We start from the raw sequence: 19,453 nt of genomic DNA, 5'->3' as shown, positions 1-19,453 counted from the left end.
TTGTCTGCTCCTTGAATCAGGCCGTAGCAACGGCTTCATTATCACTGTGAATGGATTCGCTTTCGCCTTGTTCGTTGTCGGTTTCGACGCGTTCACGACGATCATTTTCGTCTCGGGCCAGAAAAGACGCTTCAGTCACTGCTTCTTTACGCGCCAGAATCAGATGCCGCAGTACCGCATCATTAAAGCGGAAAGCATCTTCCACTTCAGCCAGGGCAGCACCGCTGCATTCCACATTCATCAACACATAATGAGCCTTATGAGCCTTTTTGATAGGATAAGCCAGTTGCCGACGACCCCAATCCTCCAGGCGATGGAAACGACCGCCATCGCCTTCGATCATGCCGCGATAGCGTTCAATCATCTGGGGGACTTGTTCACTCTGATCAGGATGGACCAGAAACACGATTTCATAATGACGCAAACGTTGCTCCTTATGGTTCACTGCGGAGTCCGGACGCCCATCGCCCGAACAAGGAGTAAAAAATGGTGAGGGCGTATTCTAATACGCGACGCGGGAAAAACAAGAGCTTAACAGGATAATTCGGTGATTTCGCGCATACAGCGGGCGCGCTCAGGGGCCGACAGGGGAATTCCGGCGTCTCCAGCAAGAGCGGCAAGCGTGTTGGTCCCGGTCTGCATTCCCTGATTTTGCAGGTGCTCAATGGCTGCATGGGCACCATCAGGATCATTGCAAACCAGGAGCAGATCCGCACCCGCAGCCTGTGCCGCATCCACCCTTGCAGACATGTCTCCCGCCGCATGGGCACCCACCATGCTCAAATCATCACTGACAATAACGCCTGTAAAACCCATTGATCCGCGCAATACGCCTGTGAGCCAACGCGATGAAAATCCGGCGGGCTGCTCGGGGTCTATTTGCGGATACAGACAATGGGCCGGCATGATCGCTGGAATGGCTGCCTGAATCATAGAGCGGAAAGGCTGCAAGTCTTCCTCAATGGCGACAAGTGGTCGATCATCGCGAGGCAAAGCCAGATGCGAATCGGCTGCCACAGCACCATGGCCAGGAAAATGTTTGGCCACTCCCTGCAGACCGGAATCAGACATCCCCTGCCAAAGACGCGCCGCAATGGCACCTACCCAATCCGGATTACGGTGAATGGCGCGATCACCAATCACCCGGGAAATACCGCGATCCAAATCTACACAGGGCGTGAAGCTGAAATCTACGCCAATTTCCCGCAATTCAGTGGCCAGCAGACGCCCCCAGTCATAAGCCAGGGATTGAGCCGCCTCCAGACCCAGAGCTTCGGCCTTTTGACCCAGCCTGGCCATGGGTGGAAAGCGTGTCACGCCCTTTTTGAGACGTTGTACCCGACCACCTTCCTGATCGATTCCAATCAGGAGTGGGGGACTGCGCAGCGCATGAATTTCCTGGCAAAGCGCCTGAACCTGTTGCGCATCTTCACAGTTACGGGCGAACAGGATGACGCCACCCACCGCCGGCTGGCGGAGCCGCTCAAACTCTTCGGGTGTTGGCCAAAGACCAGCAATATCGACCATCAGGGGACCACGCATGAGCAATCGCGGTTCAGCGGAGTGGGACATCCGGGCTGGTCTCCACGGTCGGATCGGCTTTTGCTGCGGAGGGTGCCTGAGCCGCTGCCTTACTCCCTTCCTTATCCACATCCTCCTGCTGGACCAGCTCCATATCGGGCGACATGGAAATAGGCAGCTCAATGCGCGGCGGCTGGCTGGGAATACCATGCACATGCACCGGAACAATCATCATGCTGAAACCATCATGCTGGAGTCGATCCTGGACAATAAAGCTGACTTCATCATGCAGGAGACCATGGAAAGGGCCCTTGCTCCGGTTGTCAATCACCCGTCCTGCAAAAAAGATACTTTGCGGAAAGTAGCGAATAGCCACATCCGCCAGTTCTTCCATAGCCAGAATGCGGTCGGTGGAGTAGGTAGCAAACCAGGTGGCAGCCATCCCTTCATTACGACAGAAGGCCATATACTGATTGGCTTCTGCTTCCACATAAACCTTCAGATCTTCGAGCGCCTTGATGCCCTTGAACTCGCCCTGTCCAACAATGCCAGCCAGCAAAAACACGTAATTTTTGACGAAGCCACCAACCATACGATGCGCCGTCAGCAAGGTATGCAAACCCAGGCCATCAAAGCGGCTCACAAAAAAGACCGCCGTCGCGCCCCGGGGGTCCAGGGGCAGATTGGGACCCGGCTCCAGATGTTCCGGCACCACATCCAGCATGGTCTCATCCAGCTCAGCGGTAATTTTGCGGATGCTCTTGTAGTGCCGATAAATCAGGTATCCGAGCACAACAACAATCAATGTCACCAGCAGGGTAAACCAGCCACCAGCATCAAACTTTTCGAAAATGGTGATGGCCAGAATGGATGCCGTGACCATGAAACCGAGCACACTGATCGTGAGGTGGCCTTTCCAGCGCGGCTCATGATGCCGCTGGGCAAACCAGTGGCGACTCAGCCCCGCCATGGTCAGCGTGAAGGTGATAAACACGTTGATACTGTAGAGCACCACCAGAATACTCACATGCCCGCCGGTCGCCAGCAAAATGGCCACCGCTGCAAAACCGACCAGCAAAATGCCGTTTCGCGACACAAAGCGGTCCGACAAATAGGAAAAGCGTTCTGGAAGCCAGCGGTCTACCGCCATGTTGGCCATGACAATGGGGGCAGTGATAATGCCGGTATTGGCGGCAATATACAGCAGCAATCCTTCCGTGACCAAAGTAATTACCGTGGCTGTAGGACCAAAATGGATTCCGGCAATAGTCCAGTCGCTGGTGATGGCCGTGTAAAGTACGGCATTGAGGGTCTGTCCCTGATGTTCATGCACATGATACATGAGATAGAGAAATATCAGGCTTCCGGCCACCAGTGACAGGGAGGTGGCCAGCAGGGTCATGGTCCGCTGACCAGTCTGGATGCGTGGTTCGCGCATGATATGGACCCCGTTGGCCACGGCCTCCAGACCGGTGTAGGTTCCACCGCCCAGACTGAAGGCACGCATGACCAGTGCGGCAATGAATATCCAGCCATACAACTGGTTATCACGCGCGGCTCCAGCCACCGTATTGTGGGCGATACTCGGAAAATCGCCGACATGACTGACCAGACCAAAACCCAGCATGATGATATGGGTAGCGACAAACGCCATAAAAATGGGCAAGAGAATCTTGATGGACTCCTTCATGCCGCGCAAATTGATGAAAATCAGAAACAGCAAAATAGCCACATCAATCAGGATGCGTTCACTGTACCAATAGGACGGCAGGCTGCTGAGCAACGTTTCGGTACCAGAGGCCACGGAAATGGCTGCGGTCAGAACGTAATCCACAATCAGGGCTGAACCGCTGACCAGACCCGCTTTCGGACCGAGCAGCGTTGAGGCCGTATGATAACCACCACCGCCATCCGGGAATAAGGCAATCACCTGCTTATAACCTGCCGAGATAATGAACACCGAAACCGGAATACCAATGGCCAGGAAAACCGCCAGATATTCATGCCCCTTCAAGGCATAATAAATTTCCGGAGGACCGTAGGCGGATGAGGACAAAGCATCTGAACCCAGGCCTACCCAGGCCAGAAAGGCAGCCAGAGACAAGCTTTCAAACAGTTTCGGGTTGAATACGTTTACGGCACGACGAAATCGGGGTAAGCGAATCCAGGCCATTCAGAACCTCCTCAACGGGGGAAATCAACAGGGGGCTGTAGCCCAATAAAAACAGGGAGCCCTGGAGCAGTTTCAGGGAAGAGGATGCACACATTCTCCGGGCTCATGCGAATGCAGCCGGCCGAGACGGGCTGACCGAGACGAGCGGTATCGGCGGTGCCATGGATATAAATGTAGCGCCGGAACGTGTCGCAATAGCCGCCGCGATTAAACCCGGATTCCATGCCGGAAAGCCAGAGAATCCGCCCCAGTATCCAGTCCTGATGGCCGTTTTCGTCCGGATTCTCGCTGGCGTCATAGCAGTCTCCCGTCCAGCGGCGTCCGCGCAGAATGGCATTAGCTGGCAATCCCGCGCCAATTTTTGCCCTGACTTGATGCCAACCGCGTGGCGTACAGGCGCTGTCACGCCTTTCTCCAAGTCCGTTAAGGGCCGTTGAAATGGGATATTGCACTGTTTCGTGCGCAGCTTGCATCACCCGCAGGTTCTGAGTGGCAACATCCACCCAAAACCAGTTTGCTGGCGTTTCATTTTTCAAAAAGGGCAATGGATTCGACATGGGCAGTATGGGGGAACATGTTAATGACACCCGCTGCTTTCAGGTGATAACCACGCTCGTGCACCAGATATTCGGCATCCCGGGCCAGAGTCGCCGGATTACAGGAAACATAGACCAGACGGGATACACCGGGAGTCAGACTTTGCAACACTTCCATAGCCCCACTTCGGGGCGGGTCAATCAGCATTTTGTCGATAGTTCCTGCCATCTGAAAGTCACTCATCCGCGCCTGGGTCAGATCAGCCACCTGATATCGGGCTTGCGCCGAGAGCCCATTGGCGGCAGCATTTTCCGAAGCCAGGGCCACCAACCGTGCATCGCCTTCAACGCCCAGCACATTCGCGCCCAAACGCGCCATGGGCAAGGTGAAGTTCCCTAAGCCACAAAACAGATCAAGAATATGGTCACCGGCCTGAGGACGGAGCAGAGCCATGGCACGGCGCACCGTCACCTGATTGACAGACTGATTCACCTGAGTAAATACCAACGGATCAAAACGCATCCGCAGTTGATAATCCGGCAGGTCATAATGCAGGGCGGACGGTTGTTCGGGGATCAGCGGATGCAAAGTATCGGGACCGCGCGGCTGCAACCAGATTTGCAGGTCGTGATCCAGTCCAAATTGACGTAAATGCATGAGATCACTGTCCGCCAGGGGACGCATATGCCGAAACACCAAAGCTACAGCGTCGGGGGTACAAGCTACTTCAATCTGGGGGAAATCCTGGGGAGACTGCATTTTGCCAATCAGGACCCGCAGTTCCGGAATACGCTGGCCAACGCGGGGGTCGAGCACCAGACACTGGTTCATATCTACCACGTAGTTGCTGCTACGTTCTCGAAAACCCACCAGAGCACCACGGGTTTTGGGGGTCCGCACCGAAAGGCGGGCCTTGCTTCGATAAGCCAAACCCGGACCAAAAATGGGTGGGAGAATTCTCTGTGGACGCACTTTTCCAATGCGCCAGAGGTTATCCTCCAACTGCCGCTGCTTGATGGCCACCTGCGCGCTCACATCCAGATGCTGCAAACTGCAACCGCCGCACAATCCAAAATGAGGACAGGGGGGTGTTACCCGCAATGAAGAAGTTTTCAGGAGCGTGACCGTTTCGGCCCGTTCAAAAGTTTTGTGATTTTCAGTGCGCCGGGCCATGACCTCTTCGCCCGGCAGGGCGCCATCGACAAAAAGCACCTTGCCGTCCACCCGGGCAACACCCCGTCCTTCTGCATCCAGGCTTTCAATGAGTACCCGCTCAGGCGCTGCATCGCGAATAGGCTTAGGACGCGACATGCAGGTTCTCCGGCCACAAGTCCAGAAACTCGCGGATATGGGCTTCATCACGGCCCTGTAAATAGCTGCGCAACTGGTTCTGACGCGCCTCATAAGCCAACTTGTCCAGATGCCCCCGGGTCAACTCAAAGCGCAAATGCAGCAGCGCAGTATTCAGAACGTCCACTTCGCAGTAATGGCGAATGGCTTGTTTTTCGCCCTGCTGATAATGATTCAGGACCTCCGCACCGCTCATGCCGAGTTTGCCCGGCAGCCCCAGCAACAGAGCCATGTCCTGCAAGCGCGCAACATTACGCGCCTGGTAAGCAGAAAGCACATCCATAAGATCCAGATGGCGCTCATGATAACGACTGGTGTAATTATTCCAGCGATAGTTGGGTTCGTTTTGCCCCTGTTCCCAGTACCGCGTTGCCGGAATGCCGTGCAAAAAAGCCCGATAGTGCAACACCGGTAAATCAAAGGCTGCACCATTCCAGGACACCAACTGTGGAGCGTGACGCTGAATCATCTGAAAAAAAGCATGAACCAGCGTCGCTTCCGGATCCTCAATCGCGCCAAAGCTGCTGAGTTTAACCTGATCGCCTTGCCACCAAAGCGCTGAAATGGCGACCACCTGATGCAGATAAGGGCGTAAAAACTCGCTGGCACCCTGGGTTTCAATTCGGCGTTGATGCTGCAGCAATTCGGCCACTCCCGCATCATCGGCAAGATCAATACCATGCAGGCGCCGACCTCCGGAAATATCCGGAATCGTTTCGATATCAAAAACCAGAATATTCTGCAAAATGGTGTTTATTTCTTCTGCCACTGACCACTGGCGTTCTGATACCAGTATCCTGCAGGGGCCTTGCTGATCCAGGTCTGGGCAAAAGTCTGTTGAATTTGTCCTTCCCAATCAGGATGACCATTGGCATTGGCTATTTGTTGGTAAAGATTCTGCAAGGTACTGTTATTGCTGCTAACCAGGCCACTGAGGCCGGCGCGTGCCTGCAAAGGCACTGCGGAAGCATCATGAATGGCAACCAGCCCGTTGGCCGTCCAGCCAACGGCACCACTTTCAAAATAGGGACGCATCTGCGCGGCAATGGATTCCAACTGGGCCCGTGCGGCCTGCACCCCGGGACTGGAAGCATTCAGATCGGCTGCCGCCTCGGCCGGTGTACTCAATGCCGAAAAGCTCGTTGCCAGCAGATAACCGGCCACATGAGCCGGTGTCAGACGCTCAAAAGCACTGGGGGCTGGTGCAGCTGCGGGCACGGCAGGGGCAGGAGCCACCTGAGCCGGTGCTGAAAGGGTGGGCGCTGTGGGCGTCGAAACCGCGCCGTGGGCTGCCGCCTTGTAAACTTCACCCACCACCTGATCAGCAAGACGTTTGGCAGCAGCGGCCGGAAAATAAATATTCACCGTGACGCAAGCCGAAAGCCCCATCAGCATGCCCAACACCAGCAGTGCCTGCCAGGTTCGGTTTTTCAGCAAAGCTTGCTTCATCATTCTATTCTCCTGTGTGCATTTGCGGTCCGGTTTCCATGGCCGTTTTCAGTCTCGCCAGCAACTCATCCCAACTCACCCGACGATTGTACCCCACTATATCCACCCTGGGCAGTCCTTGTCCCTGCAAAATGACAAAGCCACCATTTTCTGGATGGACGCCAGAAAGCTCTGCCACACCATTTGACAGATTTACGCCCATCCCCAGATGACTGTAACTGAAGGTATTGAACATCCGCAAAAACAGTCCCTGGAAGAAGCCGCTGATCCCATCTCCCCCACCCAGCTTGGTAATGCTCTGAACCGCCTGGTAACTGATTTTTTGGGGAACACCAGGCGTCTTGACGGTTTCAAAATGTCCCTGAAAAGCTTCTGGAGACCAGTTCAACAGGTACAGATTGCGGAGATTTCCATCCAATACCCCGCTGATATACCCAAAATGAAAAGCGTCCGTGAGCGGCTTCAATTGCAAGCCCTGAACGGACACGTTAGCCCGCAACAACGGCATCACGCCCAGGAAATTCTGCACCTGCAGGTCACTTACCCGCAACTTGCCACCAAAAATACCTGCGCTTAATTCTCCACTGGTCTGTATTGTCCCGGCGTGATAAGTCAAGCGCGGAATGGAAGCCTGAATCGTGCCGGTGAAGGGCGGCCAGTGCATAATCTGCGTCAGGGATTTCATGCTCACCCCCTGCAAATTACCCTGCATGGAAAAACCGGAATGGGATCCCGTCCAATGGCCGGAAAGCTCCTGAAAATGCAGCACCCCACCCAGAAGGTGGAGATCCACCGGCTGTTGCAAGGCAAATCCCCCCGGATGCAACAGTACGCGCACGGCCAGCGGGCCTAGAGGAATATGATACAGGGTGGCGCTTTGCCAGTTAAAAACCGCCTTTTCCACGGGTACATGGGCACCCCAGGCGCCATGACTGACGACGCCTGCCAGGCTCATTTGCTGGGTAGAAAAATCACCGTGCGGCAAATCCCAATGCACAGAACGCAAAGCCGGATTTCCCGCCACCGAAAAATGCAAATGACCCGCCAGCAAAGCCTGTGCTGCAAAACTGCTGGCTGGCAATAACGGTTTAATCCAGGTCGTAAAAAGGGGTGCCAGAGCGACATCTGCATCCTGCAAATGCCAGTCCAGCTTACTTCCCTGAACGGGTTCACTGACGGCAAATTTTGCGGTTCCCAGATTCGGCCAATTTATCTGACCCCGCTCCAGATGCCAGTTTTTTGCCGACTGGCGCCAGCGACTCTGCATGACAACCGGTCGCGCCGGCGCCGCCCAGTACCAGGGACTCCATAAAATGCCACCCTCGTCCCAACGCAGCTGAACCTGTCCCTGCCAGTGTCCTTGCAGATGCCCATCACCTGACAATTGTGCGGCGACATTCTGGGCTGCCTGCAACCCATCGGGACTACTGAACTGGCCTTTGTGCAGTTGCGCCCTGAAATGAACCGCAGAAATTTGTGACCAGCCAGCACCCGAAGAATGCATCTGCCAAGCGAGTTCTCCGCCACTTTGCCAGGTGGCCGGGAGCAGATTCAGGGCGGAAACCCAATCGCTTAAAGCGACTTCTCCCCGGGTCTGTAATTGCCAGCGACCTGAAGCTGCACTGCGCGCAAGCAGGGTCAGCTTGCCCAATTTTGCCCCCTCCAACTGGAAGTGCAGGCTACCAGCCCCCCCGGAACGCAGCACCTGAAAACGTCCAGTACCTTGCAAAGCCCCCCAGGGACTTCCCGAAATCGCCAGGTGCAAGGCTGAACACGACCAACCCTGCCGGGTCTTCAGGACACAGTTACCCTGTATGGCTTGCCAGGGACGTTGTTTGCCAAGCTGCAGGATCCCGGCCTGAAATTGCAGACTGGCATTTTTCTGCGCATGCGTCCGCAACATGACCCTCAGGTGCTGCGCTTGCCAGGCAGCGCCCTGAACCCGTGCCGCCGTGATTTCCAGGGTCTGCGCCCAAGCCGAACCGGACAACAAAAATCCCGCACAAAAAAATATAAGCCAATACCTGAGTCTGAACCCGGCGGTTGTTGGCAGGCGCAAGGGGTTAAAGTCCTGCATAAACACTCAGGCCGGAAAAACGCCTGTACTCAGGTAGCGATCACCGCGATCGCAGATAATTGCCACCAGGACCCCCTGCTCCAGAGTTTGGGCAACGCGCAGGGCGGCGGCCACCGCGCCTCCAGAAGATATTCCGGCCAGTACCCCTTCATCGCGCGCCAGACGCCGGGTCATGTCCTCGGCTTCCTCCTGGGTCACGTCTTCTATCTGACTGACCATCTCCCGATGGTAGATTTTTGGCAAATAGGCTTCCGGCCAACGGCGAATACCAGGAATTTTAGCTCCTTCAGCGGGTTGTACGCCGACAATCTGAATATCCGGAGAGACCGTCCGCAAGTAGCGGGAAGTACCCATGATCGTCCCGGTGGTACCCATGGAAGAGACAAAATGGGTGATGCTGCCGCGTGTATCCCGCCAGATTTCCGGACCCGTACTGAGATAATGAGCTTCCGGATTATCGGGATTGGAAAACTGGTCCAGCATGAAGCATTCTCCGGCGGCCACCATTTGCCGGGCCAAATCAATAGACCCTTCAATACTACGTTCAGCTGGCGTCAAAATGACCTCAGCGCCATAGGCCCGCATCACCTGACGCCGCTCGATGCTCATGTTTTCCGGCATAATCAGGGTCATCGGGATCTTCCGCACCGAAGCCGCCATAGCCAGAGCAATGCCGGTATTGCCGCTGGTGGGTTCAATCAATCGGGTGGAAGTCGTGATGGTGCCGCGCTCCAGAGCCCGCCGGATCATGTTCATGGCCGGGCGATCCTTGACGGAACCTGCCGGATTATTCCCCTCCAGCTTGCCAAAAATATGGACACCCGTTCTGGGTGCCAAACTCCTGAATTCGCAAAGCGGGGTATTCCCCACCCAATCTTCCAATCCGCCCATATGCTTCTCCTTGCCTGAACATGACGCCATCATAGACCCAAGCCCTAAACCGGGGCTATCCTGAACCCCCTTCAAGTCGGGATTGGAATCCTTGGAATGGAAAACAAGCACACAGAAAGTCACGAGAAAAACACGGGTTGGCTGCGTGCTGGCGTGCTGGGTGCAAACGATGGTCTCCTTTCTACTGCAGGACTGCTCAGTGGAGTCATAGCGGGTCAGGCCAATCATGATCAGATTCTGCTGGCCGGAGTTGCCGCCCTGTTATCCGGAGCGCTGTCCATGGCGGCCGGTGAATATGTTTCCGTCAGCTCTCAGCGTGACAGCCAGAAAGCGCAACTCCGGCAGGAAGCCCATGAAATAAAGAAAAATCCTGAACTGGAACAACTCGAACTTTGTCGAATTTATATGGACCGGGGCCTGGATGAAGCGCTGGCACGGCAAGTCTCTTTTCAATTGATGCAGCGTGATCCCCTCGAAGCGCATGCACGGGAAGAGCTGGGCCTGACTGAAGTCGCTGAAGCGCGCTCTGTTCAAGCGGCATTAGCCTCCGCTGTTTCTTTTGTGAGCGGCGCGGTACCGCCGGTTCTGATCGGCGCTTTTGTCCCGCACGCCTATGCGCTGCCCATACTCTTTGTAAGTACGCTGATTCTTTTGGCCATACTGGGGGTCATATCTGCCAAACTGGGTGGATCAAACCCTTTGAAGGGTGCCTTGAGAATCCTGTTTTGGGGCACAGTCGCCCTCGCCTTTACGGCACTGATCGGTCACTTTCTCGGTCAGGCTATCGGCTAGGACCATTTTTCGGAGGTATTCAGCATGCTGGAAGAAAACTCACTGCCAAGATGGCATATTTATCCTGACCAGGAACAGATCAGTACCCATCTTGCGGCGGCCATCACCCGCATGGCGGCTGAGGCCATCGCCCTGCGCGGTACTTTTCATCTGGTGGTGGCGGGAGGCAATACGCCGCGTGCCACTTATGCCCGGCTGCCATCCATGGGCCGCGACTGGCAATGCTGGCATATTTATTATGGCGATGAGCGCTGCCTGCCGCCCGAAGATCACGAACGTAACAGCCTGATGCTTGCCCAAACCTGGTTATCCCAGGTACCCATTCCAGGCGCCCAGATTCATACCATACCCGCCGAAGCAGGAGCCAGTGAAGCGGCCCGCCGCTATGCAGCCATTCTGCCCGCACAACGTTTTGATTTGGTACTTTTGGGTTTGGGAGAAGATGGACATACGGCCAGTTTGTTTCCCGGACATGACTGGGGGCAGGAAAAAGGCAGCTCTCCCACCCTCAGTATTCTGGATGCTGCTAAAGCCCCCCCGCAGAGAGTCAGCCTCAGCGCCTGGAGACTGCGCCATACACACGCCCTGTTTTTTCTGGCATGCGGCTCAGGAAAGCAGGACGCCATTGCTTCCTGGTTACGCGGTGAAAACATTCCTGCAGCGGTGGTGGGTCGTGGCGCGGATGTTTGGCTGGATATGGCTGCGTGGCCGGAAAGTCTGCCGGGGTAGTTTACTCTATACGAACCTCACGGCTCAACGCTTCAATAGCCAGCTGATTAAGGCTTTTGCCACCTGCCTGCGCCTTGATTAAGGCTGCGGCATGAAGCTCTGGCGGAACCCTGAGCAAAAGCTTACCGCTAGCCGGTTTTTCAGGTGATTTACCAATTTTTTCACACGCCTCAAGGTAATCATCCACGGCCTCTTCAAATGCCGTGTGTAAATCAGCAACATTCTCGGCGTGAAAGCCAATAATGTCTTGTATGCCAAGCAACCTGCCAACCAGACTATTGTCGCGGTCATCGAAATCAATGCGGGCGGTGTAGCCCTTGTAAGTCAGTGTGTTCATGGTTTAACTCCGATAGCAGTTAAATAGTCGCGTGCTTGCTCAACTTGATACGGTTTAGCTTCCTTGGTGGGATGCGGGCGATGAAAAGCGGTAATTCTGCCATTAAATTCAAAACGAACACGAGAACCACGCCCTTCGATAGCCCGACAACCCAACGCGATGAATAGAGTTTCGATACGCACCCATTCGAGAGAAGCTGTAGTCGGTTTGGCAAAAATAGCTTGCAACGTTTTGGTGTGCTTGGCATTCATATGATACATGCTATCAAAAAACGATAGCAATAAAAACAATTTTGGCAGCACCCTGCTACCGGATTGCTAAATTTATATAGGGAGTATTTTTCAGACTGCTGAACGTGTGGCTACGGAGTGCGCCGCTTAGCGGTATCCAGCGAACGGAAGGAGCAGGTTGAGCGCCAGAGGTGTTGGGTCGGGGTTACCGAAACGAGAAGAGCTAACTGGCATGCCAAGAGACCCAATCTGGCTGAGCACCATCGTTAACATAGAAGTATACCAATATTCTGTAGCACCACTCCACTTTGATGCACCAAGCGAGCGGATACTCATCGATTTGGCCATTGGCAAGCTCATACGCGGCAACTCCTTGTGCACTGAGGTCACCCTGCGAGACAAAAACACTATCGCCTTCGTACCGGAGGTACATGAGCCAAGCGTGTTTGCCGTTGCGAAGCATGCAAACGGAAGGGCCACATGCTTAACGCTAACGTCGCGATATAGCCCCAAATATTGGGGCGCGCTCTTGTCCTACTTCTGGCATCCAGCAACAGGCCCGGCGTTCATTCCGCAGCCGTTTTCTGCGACTGCTTAACCATAGAAAGCGCCGTTCCCACCAGAGCACCAATATTGCCGAGATCGGAAGGAATCACCAGACTGGTACTGCTCTTGGCCAAATATCCCCACTTTTCGATGTAGTCCTTGGCGAGCTGCATTTGCAGGGCTTCGTAGCCTCCGGGTTCACGGGCTGCCGAACCAATAACCCGGATGGCTTCGGCGGTAGCCTCGGCAACCAGTTGAATGGCTTTGGCTTCGCCTTCAGCACGCAATACTTCCGCCTGTTTGCGGCCATCTGCCACATTGATGTCCTGTTGCCGCTGACCTTCAGAAGTGTTGATTTGCTGCTGTCTTTGTCCTTCGGATTTGGCAATCAGGGCGCGCTTTTCCCGCTCTGCGGTGATTTGCAGTTCCATGGCGCGGATGATTTCCTGGGGTGGGGTGATGTCCCGTATTTCGTAGCGGAGCACCTTGACGCCCCAGTTCAGGGCCGCTTCATCCACCGAAGCCGCCACCGCCGTATTGAGCAGCTGCCGGGAAGACAGGGCTGCATCCAGATGCAACTTGCCGATTTCTGAACGCATGGTGGTTTGTGCCAACTGGATAACGGCAGTAAAGGGGTTGCTCGAACCATAAGCCGCCTTGACGGAGTCCGTAATTTGCAAATAGAGAATCCCGTCTACCGTCATGGTGGTGTTATCAAAGGAAATACAGGCCTGCGCGGGCACTTCCATGGGTACTTCGCGCATATCAAAACGAAAGGCCACACGGTCCAGAAAAGGAATAATAAAATTCAGGCCCGGTTCCAGAACCGCGTGATATTTACCGAGTCTTTCAACCACCCAGGCACGCTGCTGGGGAACCACCCGGATGGTGGTGCGTAAAATCAGAAAAGCCGCAACAATGACAATCAGGATGATGATGAGGGAGGACATAAAGACTCCTTGTCGGAGGGTTGCCGGGGTAGCACCCCTAAATGTAGCAGGTTATCGGTCTTGCCCACGATCACGGCGCGATCACCGGCACAGGGGGCCGGGCCATCATCTACCACCGCCATCCATTCGCTGCCCCGGTAACGCACCGTATAATGTTCATTCTGGTCAGGGCCACGAATCACATCCACGCCCTGACCCAAGTCAAAATCCGTCAGTCCCTGGGCTTTTCCGGCGAGCCGGTGGCGCAGCCACATTCCGGCAGGCAGCAATACCAGACAGAAGCCCAGAAACACCCAGTGCAAAACCGCGCCAGGCAGCACCAATCCGGTAATAGCGGTAAACAAGGCGGCTAAAGCCACCGCCGCCAGATAAAAAGTGCCGGTGAACAATTCGGATATTCCCGCTACGAAAGCGATAATGACATAAATATAAAGCATGCTAATTACCCACGCCGGGAGTCATTCTCCTCAGTCCATTTGCAAAAACAGTGCTGCCAGGGGCGGCAGAGTCAACTCCAGTGAACAGGGTAATCCCATCCAGCTCCGCGCTTCGGCAAACAGCGGAAGGTTACCCACATTACTGCCCTGATACGCAGCTGCATCACTATTGAAAATTTCCCGGTAACGCCCGGACTCTGGAACGCCGATACGATAATTTTTGCGCAGTACCGGAGTAAAATTGAACACTGCGAGAATAAAAGCACCGTTGCGATCGCGGCGCAGAAAACTGAGTATGGACTGGTCTGCGTCATGGCAATCCACCCAGGCAAAACCCTCTGGTGCAAAATCCAGATCATGCAAGGCTGACAAGTCGCGGTGCAGGTGTCCGAGATCCCGACTCAGCCAATGTATCCCCTGATGCCAGGGTGTTTGCAGCAAATCCCAGTCCAGAGCCTGCCCACAATTCCATTCCATTCCCTGGGCAAATTCATTGCCCATAAAATTCAGTTTTTTACCCGGATGAGCACACTGATAACTGAGCAGCAGACGTAAATTGGCAAAACGCTGCCAGGTATCGCCAGGCATTTTATCCAGCAAAGAGCGTTTTCCATGCACCACCTCGTCATGAGAGAGGGGCAGTACAAAATTTTCTGCATATGCATATAACTGGCTGAAGGTCAGATCATTCTGATGAAAGCGCCGATAAACCGGATCTTGCTGCATGTAGGACAGGGTGTCATTCATCCAGCCCATATTCCATTTCATGGAAAAACCCAGCCCGCCCACATAGGTGGGGCGGGAGACCATGGGCCAGGAGGTCGATTCTTCGGCAATGGTCAAAATACCCGGATAGCGCTCATTGAGCACCACATTCATTTCCCTGAGAAAATCAATGGCTTCAAGATTCTCCCTGCCACCATACTGGTTGGGAATCCATTCCCCCTCGTTCCGGGAATAATCCCGGTAGAGCAGGGAAGCCACCGCATCCACCCGCAGGCCATCAATATGAAAACTGTCCGCCCAATAGCAGGCATTAGCCAACAGAAAATTGCGGACTTCGTTGCGGCCAAAATTGAAAATATACGTCCCCCAGTCACGATGTTCACCTTCACGGGGGTCTGCATATTCATATAAAGCGGTGCCATCAAAACGTGCCAGTCCCCAGTCATCCTTGGGGAAATGCCCCGGCACCCAATCCAGCAGCACCCCAATACCGGCCTGATGAAAAGCATCTACAAAGGCCCGAAAACCATCCGGGTTCCCGAAGCGGCTGGTCGGCGCATAGTAACCACTGACCTGATAACCCCAGGATTCGTCCAGAGGATGCTCCATCACCGGCATAAGTTCGATATGGGTGTAACCCATGTCCTGCACATAGCGCAGCAGACCTTCGGCAAGCTCGTCATAGCTCAGAAAATCCCCTTTCTCGTCGCGCTGCCAGGATCCCAGATGCACTTCGTAAATATTCATGGGGGCATGCTGCCAGTCGGCCTGCGTCCGCGCAGCCATCCAGTCCTGATCTTTCCAGACATGCTGACTGTCCACTACCCGGGCTGCAGTACTTGGACGTCTTTCAAAAGCATTGGCATAAGGATCGGTTTTCACAAAAACCGCGCCGGAATCCCGGTGACGGAGTTCAAACTTGTAGATTTCGCCCAATTCCAGTCCAGGAACGAACAATTCCCAGAGGCCACTCATTCCCCGGACCCGCATCGGGTGATAACGACCATCCCAGTGATTAAAATCGCCAACGACACTGACCCGCTCCGCATTGGGTGCCCAAACGGCAAAAAACACTCCTTCGACACCTTCATGATAACGACGATGGGCGCCCAGATGTTGATAGGCTTCATACAAGCGACCCTCACTGAACAGATAAACTTCCAGATCGCCCAATACCGGACTGAACACATAGGGATCATAAGCCTCGTGCGTGCCCAGGGAATCCAGCCAGCGGTAACGATAGGGGGTGGGCAGGCTTTCTCCGGCATGGGTGAAAATCCCGTCGGGATGCTGCATGGTCATCAGCACCCATCCCTGCGGGGTTTGCAGTTCTACCTGAGAGGCCCCGGGCAAAAAAACGCGCTGCATAGCTTGATTGTCGTTACCGATCCGGTGCTGCCCCAACCAGGCGAAGGGATCGTGATGACGGGCCTCGCGAATGGCTATTTCGTCATGATTCCAATCTTCGCCATGATTTTTTTTTGGTAATTTCGTCACCACAATCTCCTTTTCATCATTGTGATTGAGGAGCCACTCCCACCAAGAGCATAACACATCGCCGGAAAAGACCATTGTCCCCTTTGAGTGCTTGCCGACATCCTCCAAGTTCAGTACCTTTAAACCGAAAGCACGGGGGAATCCTGTCTATACTCCTAGCTAGGTGTAATACCAGTGCCCGACAAGGAGAAGAGCATGTCCGAAGAAAACCAGAGTGGCCCCAGCAATTCCCCGCGCTTTGTCAGTAACCTCACCAAAAATACCCTCGCCCTGGTCCTGGCTGGCGGTCGTGGCAGTCGCCTTGGACCATTGACCGACTGGCGCGCCAAACCTGCCGTGCCTTTCGGGGGCAAATTCCGCATCATTGATTTTTGTTTATCCAACTGCATGAACTCCGGCATTCGCCGTATTGGTGTGCTGACCCAGTACAAAGCGCACAGCTTGATTCGTCACATTCAGCTGGGCTGGGGATTCCTGAGAGGCGAGTTCAGCGAGTTTATTGAAATCCTCCCTGCCCAACAGCGCATGAATACCGGCTGGTACAAGGGAACCGCAGACGCGATTTTTCAGAATATTGACATTTTGCGTGCCCATCGGCCGCGTTATGTGATTGTTCTCGCTGGTGACCATATTTATAAAATGGACTATGGTCAGATGCTCGCCGAGCATGTGCAAAGTCAGGCAGATATGAGCGTCGCCTGCATTGAGGTCCCTCTGGAAGAGGCCAAAGGTTTTGGGGTCATGACCGTCAACCACGAAGATCGGGTGACCGGTTTCACCGAAAAACCCAGCGATCCCACACCCACACCCAACAACCCCGACCGTGCGCTTGCGAGCATGGGTATTTATGTTTTCAACACGGATTTTTTGTATGAACAGCTCATCCGCGATGCGGACAGTCGCGAGTCCAGCCATGATTTTGGCAACGATCTGATCCCCTACATGGTGTCACGCTATCGGGTCATGGCTCACCGCTTTCGTAACAGCTGCATTTCCAGCAATGAAGGCAAGGCCAGTCGTTGCTACTGGCGGGATGTCGGTACGGTTGACGCCTACTGGTCTGCCAACATTGATCTGGTGCATGTAACCCCGGATCTGGATTTATACGACAGCCGCTGGCCCATCTGGACGTATCAGGAACAACTCCCGCCTGCCAAATTTGTCTTTGACGACGAAGGAAGACGCGGCATGGCCCTGGACAGTATTGTCTCGGGAGGCTGCATCATCAGTGGGGCTACGGTCCGTCGTTCCCTGCTGTTTTCCAATGTCCGGGTCAATGATGGCCATACCCTCATCGAAGATTCGGTGATTTTGCCCAACGTGCGCATGGGCGAAGGGGCTCGCCTGCGTAAAGTCGTCGTCGACAAGGGTACTATCATCCCTGACGGGCTGGTGGTGGGCGAAGATCCTGCCGAAGACGCCCGCCGCTTTTATCGAACGCCCAATGGCGTCACTCTGATTACTCCGGAGTTATTAGGCCAGCAACTACATTTTGTGAGGTGACCTCATGCCCCCCGCACGCGCACTTCATGTCATTTTCTGCTGGCATATGCACCAGCCCGATTATCGCAATGCGGATGGGCAATACGCATTGCCCTGGACGTACCTGCACGCCTGCAAGGATTATGCAGACATGATCGCCCATTATGAGGAAAACCCCATGGCTCGGGGCGTATTTAACTGCGTGCCGATTCTCGTTGAGCAGATTGAAGATTACACCAGTCAGTTTGAAAGTGGGCATTTTCGCGATCCTCTACTCATCGCCCTGGCCAGCACTGATCTAAAAACCCTGAACAATGAGCAACGTCATCACCTCATGGAACAGTGCTTTCGACTGGATCCGGAACATATGCTGAATCCCTTTCCCGGATACCGCCGACTGTATGAAATATATACCATCATGCACAGTGATCCGGCGGAACTTTCTGACTATTTGTCCATTCAGTTTCTGGCCGATCTGCTGGTCTGGTATCACCTGGCCTGGACTGGTGAAACCGTGCGGCGCGGCAGCCCGCTCATTAAGAAGTTGATGGACAAGGGACACGGTTTCACGCTCGCAGACCGGCAGGATTTAATACGCTTTCTCGGTGAGCTGATCGGCGGACTGATTCCCCGTTACCGCGCCCTGGCAGAAGCAGGACGTATCGAAATATCCACCACCCCCTACTACCACCCCATTGGCCCCCTGATGCTGGACTTTGCCGCCGCACGGGAAGCCATACCCGATGCGCCATTGCCCGAATCCCCTGAGTACCCTGGCGGGGTCGAGCGTGTGCGCTGGCATATTAAACGCGCTCAGACTTATCATCCGCAACATTTCGGCATTGCCGCCCAGGGCATGTGGCCAGCAGAGGGCGGGGTTTCTGCCGCCTTCGTCAAAATGCTGGGTGAGGCTCAAGTGACCTGGACGGCTTCGGGAGAAGGCGTACTCACGCATAGCCTGCTGCGCAGCGATGACGATTCTGCACCACGCGGTCGGGCCGAATATTTATACAAGGCTTATCGCCTCGAAAATCAGGGACCGGCGCTGTTTTTTCGGGATGACGCGCTCTCTGACACCATCGGTTTTGACTATAAAACCTGGTTTGGCCACGATGCAGTCATCGATTTCGTGCATAAGCTCGAAGCCATCTGGCGCCAGACCGAAGATCAGGATCATCCCGTCGTCAGCATCATTCTTGATGGAGAAAATGCCTGGGAATACTACCCCTACAATGGCTACTATTTTCTTTCCGAGCTCTACCGGGCCCTTTCCAATCATCCCCATATCAAAATGTGTACCTTCGGCGACTATGTCCAGGACCATCCGGAAGCCATTAAAAGCATTCCGGATCTTGCCGCCGGGAGTTGGGTCTATGGCAATTTCAGCACCTGGATTGGCGATGGGGCCAAAAACCGGGCCTGGGATATGCTCTGCGCCGCCAAGCAGGATGTTGACCAGCATTTTGCCGGACTCACCCCCGAACTGCAGGAAGAAATCACTGAACAGTTAGGTCGTTGCGAGGGCTCGGACTGGTTCTGGTGGTTCGGAGATTACAATCCTGCCGATTCGGTCAGGGATTTTGATCACCTGTTCAGGATGAACCTGCGCAAACTTTATAACCTGATGCAAATTTCTCCTCCAGAAACCCTCAACGAACCCATCAGTCATGGTGGGGGACCCGCCGAATCTGGAGGTACCATGCGCCGCACCCATATGGAAGGATAAGCA

At 54.6% G+C, this 19,453-nt stretch carries 19 protein-coding genes; 4 read left to right on the top strand and 15 right to left on the bottom strand.

Annotated features, from left to right (window positions below; genetic code table 11):
- Positions 1-16: 16 nt before the first annotated feature.
- The 9 genes from rpsF to cysM all read right to left on the bottom strand — a co-directional run bounded on the left by rpsF (position 17) and on the right by cysM (position 9,998).
- Entirely contained in the window at positions 17-424 is a 408-nt protein-coding gene (gene rpsF, locus H7F11_RS06295; protein ID WP_193650219.1) for a 30S ribosomal protein S6, read from the bottom strand.
- A gap of 107 nt (positions 425-531) precedes the next feature.
- Positions 532-1,572: a beta-N-acetylhexosaminidase gene (nagZ, locus tag H7F11_RS06290; protein ID WP_193650218.1), complete on the bottom strand. Its 1,041-nt coding sequence runs from the start codon at positions 1,570-1,572 to the stop codon at positions 532-534.
- On the bottom strand, positions 1,556-3,694 hold the full coding sequence (locus tag H7F11_RS06285) for an APC family permease (RefSeq protein WP_193650217.1): 2,139 nt from the start codon (positions 3,692-3,694) through the stop codon (positions 1,556-1,558). The genes nagZ and H7F11_RS06285 overlap by 17 nt, the downstream gene beginning before the upstream one ends.
- Before the next feature lie 11 nt (positions 3,695-3,705).
- Entirely contained in the window at positions 3,706-4,230 is a 525-nt protein-coding gene (locus H7F11_RS06280; RefSeq protein WP_227485310.1) for a L,D-transpeptidase, read from the bottom strand.
- Complete coding sequence (gene rlmD / locus H7F11_RS06275) at positions 4,220-5,542, bottom strand: 23S rRNA (uracil(1939)-C(5))-methyltransferase RlmD (RefSeq protein WP_193650215.1); 1,323 nt, start codon at positions 5,540-5,542, stop codon at positions 4,220-4,222. The genes H7F11_RS06280 and rlmD overlap by 11 nt, the downstream gene beginning before the upstream one ends.
- Entirely contained in the window at positions 5,529-6,350 is an 822-nt protein-coding gene (locus tag H7F11_RS06270; protein ID WP_193650214.1) for a 3'-5' exonuclease, read from the bottom strand. Before H7F11_RS06270 ends, rlmD begins: the two co-directional genes overlap by 14 nt.
- Entirely contained in the window at positions 6,335-7,033 is a 699-nt protein-coding gene (locus H7F11_RS06265) for a DUF1318 domain-containing protein (protein WP_193650213.1), read from the bottom strand. Before H7F11_RS06265 ends, H7F11_RS06270 begins: the two co-directional genes overlap by 16 nt.
- A gap of 1 nt (position 7,034) precedes the next feature.
- Positions 7,035-9,020 carry a hypothetical protein gene (locus H7F11_RS06260; protein WP_227485309.1) on the bottom strand — a complete coding sequence of 662 codons (1,986 nt, stop codon included), beginning with the start codon at positions 9,018-9,020 and terminating at the stop codon, positions 7,035-7,037.
- 93 nt (positions 9,021-9,113) lie between these two features.
- Positions 9,114-9,998, bottom strand: coding sequence for a cysteine synthase CysM (cysM, locus tag H7F11_RS06255; RefSeq protein WP_193650211.1), 885 nt, complete (start codon positions 9,996-9,998; stop codon positions 9,114-9,116).
- Positions 9,999-10,094: 96 nt separating this feature from the next.
- On the opposite strand from cysM, the gene H7F11_RS06250 reads away from it, so the two are divergent.
- Both H7F11_RS06250 and pgl read left to right on the top strand, forming a co-directional pair.
- Positions 10,095-10,790, top strand: a complete 696-nt coding sequence (locus H7F11_RS06250) for a VIT family protein (protein ID WP_193650210.1) — start codon at positions 10,095-10,097, stop codon at positions 10,788-10,790.
- Positions 10,791-10,814: 24 nt separating this feature from the next.
- Complete coding sequence (gene pgl, locus H7F11_RS06245; protein WP_193650209.1) at positions 10,815-11,519, top strand: 6-phosphogluconolactonase; 705 nt, start codon at positions 10,815-10,817, stop codon at positions 11,517-11,519.
- Position 11,520: 1 nt separating this feature from the next.
- On the opposite strand, the gene H7F11_RS06240 is transcribed toward pgl, so the two are convergent.
- The 6 genes from H7F11_RS06240 to glgB all read right to left on the bottom strand — a co-directional run bounded on the left by H7F11_RS06240 (position 11,521) and on the right by glgB (position 16,242).
- On the bottom strand, positions 11,521-11,856 hold the full coding sequence (locus H7F11_RS06240) for a type II toxin-antitoxin system HicB family antitoxin (RefSeq protein ID WP_193650208.1): 336 nt from the start codon (positions 11,854-11,856) through the stop codon (positions 11,521-11,523).
- On the bottom strand, positions 11,853-12,107 hold the full coding sequence (locus H7F11_RS06235) for a type II toxin-antitoxin system HicA family toxin (RefSeq protein WP_193650207.1): 255 nt from the start codon (positions 12,105-12,107) through the stop codon (positions 11,853-11,855). The genes H7F11_RS06240 and H7F11_RS06235 overlap by 4 nt, the downstream gene beginning before the upstream one ends.
- Positions 12,108-12,233: 126 nt before the next feature.
- A complete protein-coding gene (locus H7F11_RS06230) occupies positions 12,234-12,446 on the bottom strand; it encodes a hypothetical protein (protein ID WP_193658074.1) in 213 nt (70 codons plus the stop codon).
- A gap of 206 nt (positions 12,447-12,652) precedes the next feature.
- Positions 12,653-13,582: an SPFH domain-containing protein gene (locus H7F11_RS06225; RefSeq protein WP_193650206.1), complete on the bottom strand. Its 930-nt coding sequence runs from the start codon at positions 13,580-13,582 to the stop codon at positions 12,653-12,655.
- Positions 13,558-14,019 carry an NfeD family protein gene (locus H7F11_RS06220; protein ID WP_193650205.1) on the bottom strand — a complete coding sequence of 154 codons (462 nt, stop codon included), beginning with the start codon at positions 14,017-14,019 and terminating at the stop codon, positions 13,558-13,560. Before H7F11_RS06220 ends, H7F11_RS06225 begins: the two co-directional genes overlap by 25 nt.
- Positions 14,020-14,049: 30 nt before the next feature.
- Complete coding sequence (gene glgB / locus H7F11_RS06215; protein ID WP_193650204.1) at positions 14,050-16,242, bottom strand: 1,4-alpha-glucan branching protein GlgB; 2,193 nt, start codon at positions 16,240-16,242, stop codon at positions 14,050-14,052.
- 195 nt (positions 16,243-16,437) lie between these two features.
- Here glgB and glgC point away from each other — a divergent pair, with 195 nt between their 5' ends.
- Both glgC and H7F11_RS06205 read left to right on the top strand, forming a co-directional pair.
- Positions 16,438-17,745, top strand: a complete 1,308-nt coding sequence (gene glgC, locus H7F11_RS06210) for a glucose-1-phosphate adenylyltransferase (RefSeq protein ID WP_193650203.1) — start codon at positions 16,438-16,440, stop codon at positions 17,743-17,745.
- A gap of 4 nt (positions 17,746-17,749) precedes the next feature.
- Complete coding sequence (locus H7F11_RS06205) at positions 17,750-19,450, top strand: glycoside hydrolase family 57 protein (protein WP_193650202.1); 1,701 nt, start codon at positions 17,750-17,752, stop codon at positions 19,448-19,450.
- Positions 19,451-19,453 lie beyond the last annotated feature (3 nt).

The organism is Acidithiobacillus sp. HP-2, from assembly GCF_015100155.1.
Classification (GTDB): domain Bacteria; phylum Pseudomonadota; class Gammaproteobacteria; order Acidithiobacillales; family Acidithiobacillaceae; genus Acidithiobacillus.
Note: the sequence above shows the minus strand (reverse complement) of the source record. Positions and strands in the feature narration are given on the sequence as shown.

Excerpts from the sequence above, each read along its gene's own strand:
- nagZ (WP_193650218.1), bottom strand. The coding sequence starts at position 1,572 with ATGTCCCACTCCGCTGAACCGCGATTGCTCATGCGTGGTCCCCTGATG.
- H7F11_RS06285 (WP_193650217.1), bottom strand. The coding sequence starts at position 3,694 with ATGGCCTGGATTCGCTTACCCCGATTTCGTCGTGCCGTAAACGTATTC.
- rlmD (WP_193650215.1), bottom strand. The coding sequence starts at position 5,542 with ATGTCGCGTCCTAAGCCTATTCGCGATGCAGCGCCTGAGCGGGTACTC.
- H7F11_RS06265 (WP_193650213.1), bottom strand. The coding sequence starts at position 7,033 with ATGATGAAGCAAGCTTTGCTGAAAAACCGAACCTGGCAGGCACTGCTG.
- cysM (WP_193650211.1), bottom strand. The coding sequence starts at position 9,998 with ATGGGCGGATTGGAAGATTGGGTGGGGAATACCCCGCTTTGCGAATTC.
- H7F11_RS06250 (WP_193650210.1), top strand. The coding sequence starts at position 10,095 with ATGGAAAACAAGCACACAGAAAGTCACGAGAAAAACACGGGTTGGCTG.
- pgl (WP_193650209.1), top strand. The coding sequence starts at position 10,815 with ATGCTGGAAGAAAACTCACTGCCAAGATGGCATATTTATCCTGACCAG.
- H7F11_RS06240 (WP_193650208.1), bottom strand. The coding sequence starts at position 11,856 with ATGAACACACTGACTTACAAGGGCTACACCGCCCGCATTGATTTCGAT.
- H7F11_RS06235 (WP_193650207.1), bottom strand. The coding sequence starts at position 12,107 with ATGAATGCCAAGCACACCAAAACGTTGCAAGCTATTTTTGCCAAACCG.
- H7F11_RS06230 (WP_193658074.1), bottom strand. The coding sequence starts at position 12,446 with ATGAGCTTGCCAATGGCCAAATCGATGAGTATCCGCTCGCTTGGTGCA.
- H7F11_RS06225 (WP_193650206.1), bottom strand. The coding sequence starts at position 13,582 with ATGTCCTCCCTCATCATCATCCTGATTGTCATTGTTGCGGCTTTTCTG.
- H7F11_RS06220 (WP_193650205.1), bottom strand. The coding sequence starts at position 14,019 with ATGCTTTATATTTATGTCATTATCGCTTTCGTAGCGGGAATATCCGAA.
- glgC (WP_193650203.1), top strand. The coding sequence starts at position 16,438 with ATGTCCGAAGAAAACCAGAGTGGCCCCAGCAATTCCCCGCGCTTTGTC.
- H7F11_RS06205 (WP_193650202.1), top strand. The coding sequence starts at position 17,750 with ATGCCCCCCGCACGCGCACTTCATGTCATTTTCTGCTGGCATATGCAC.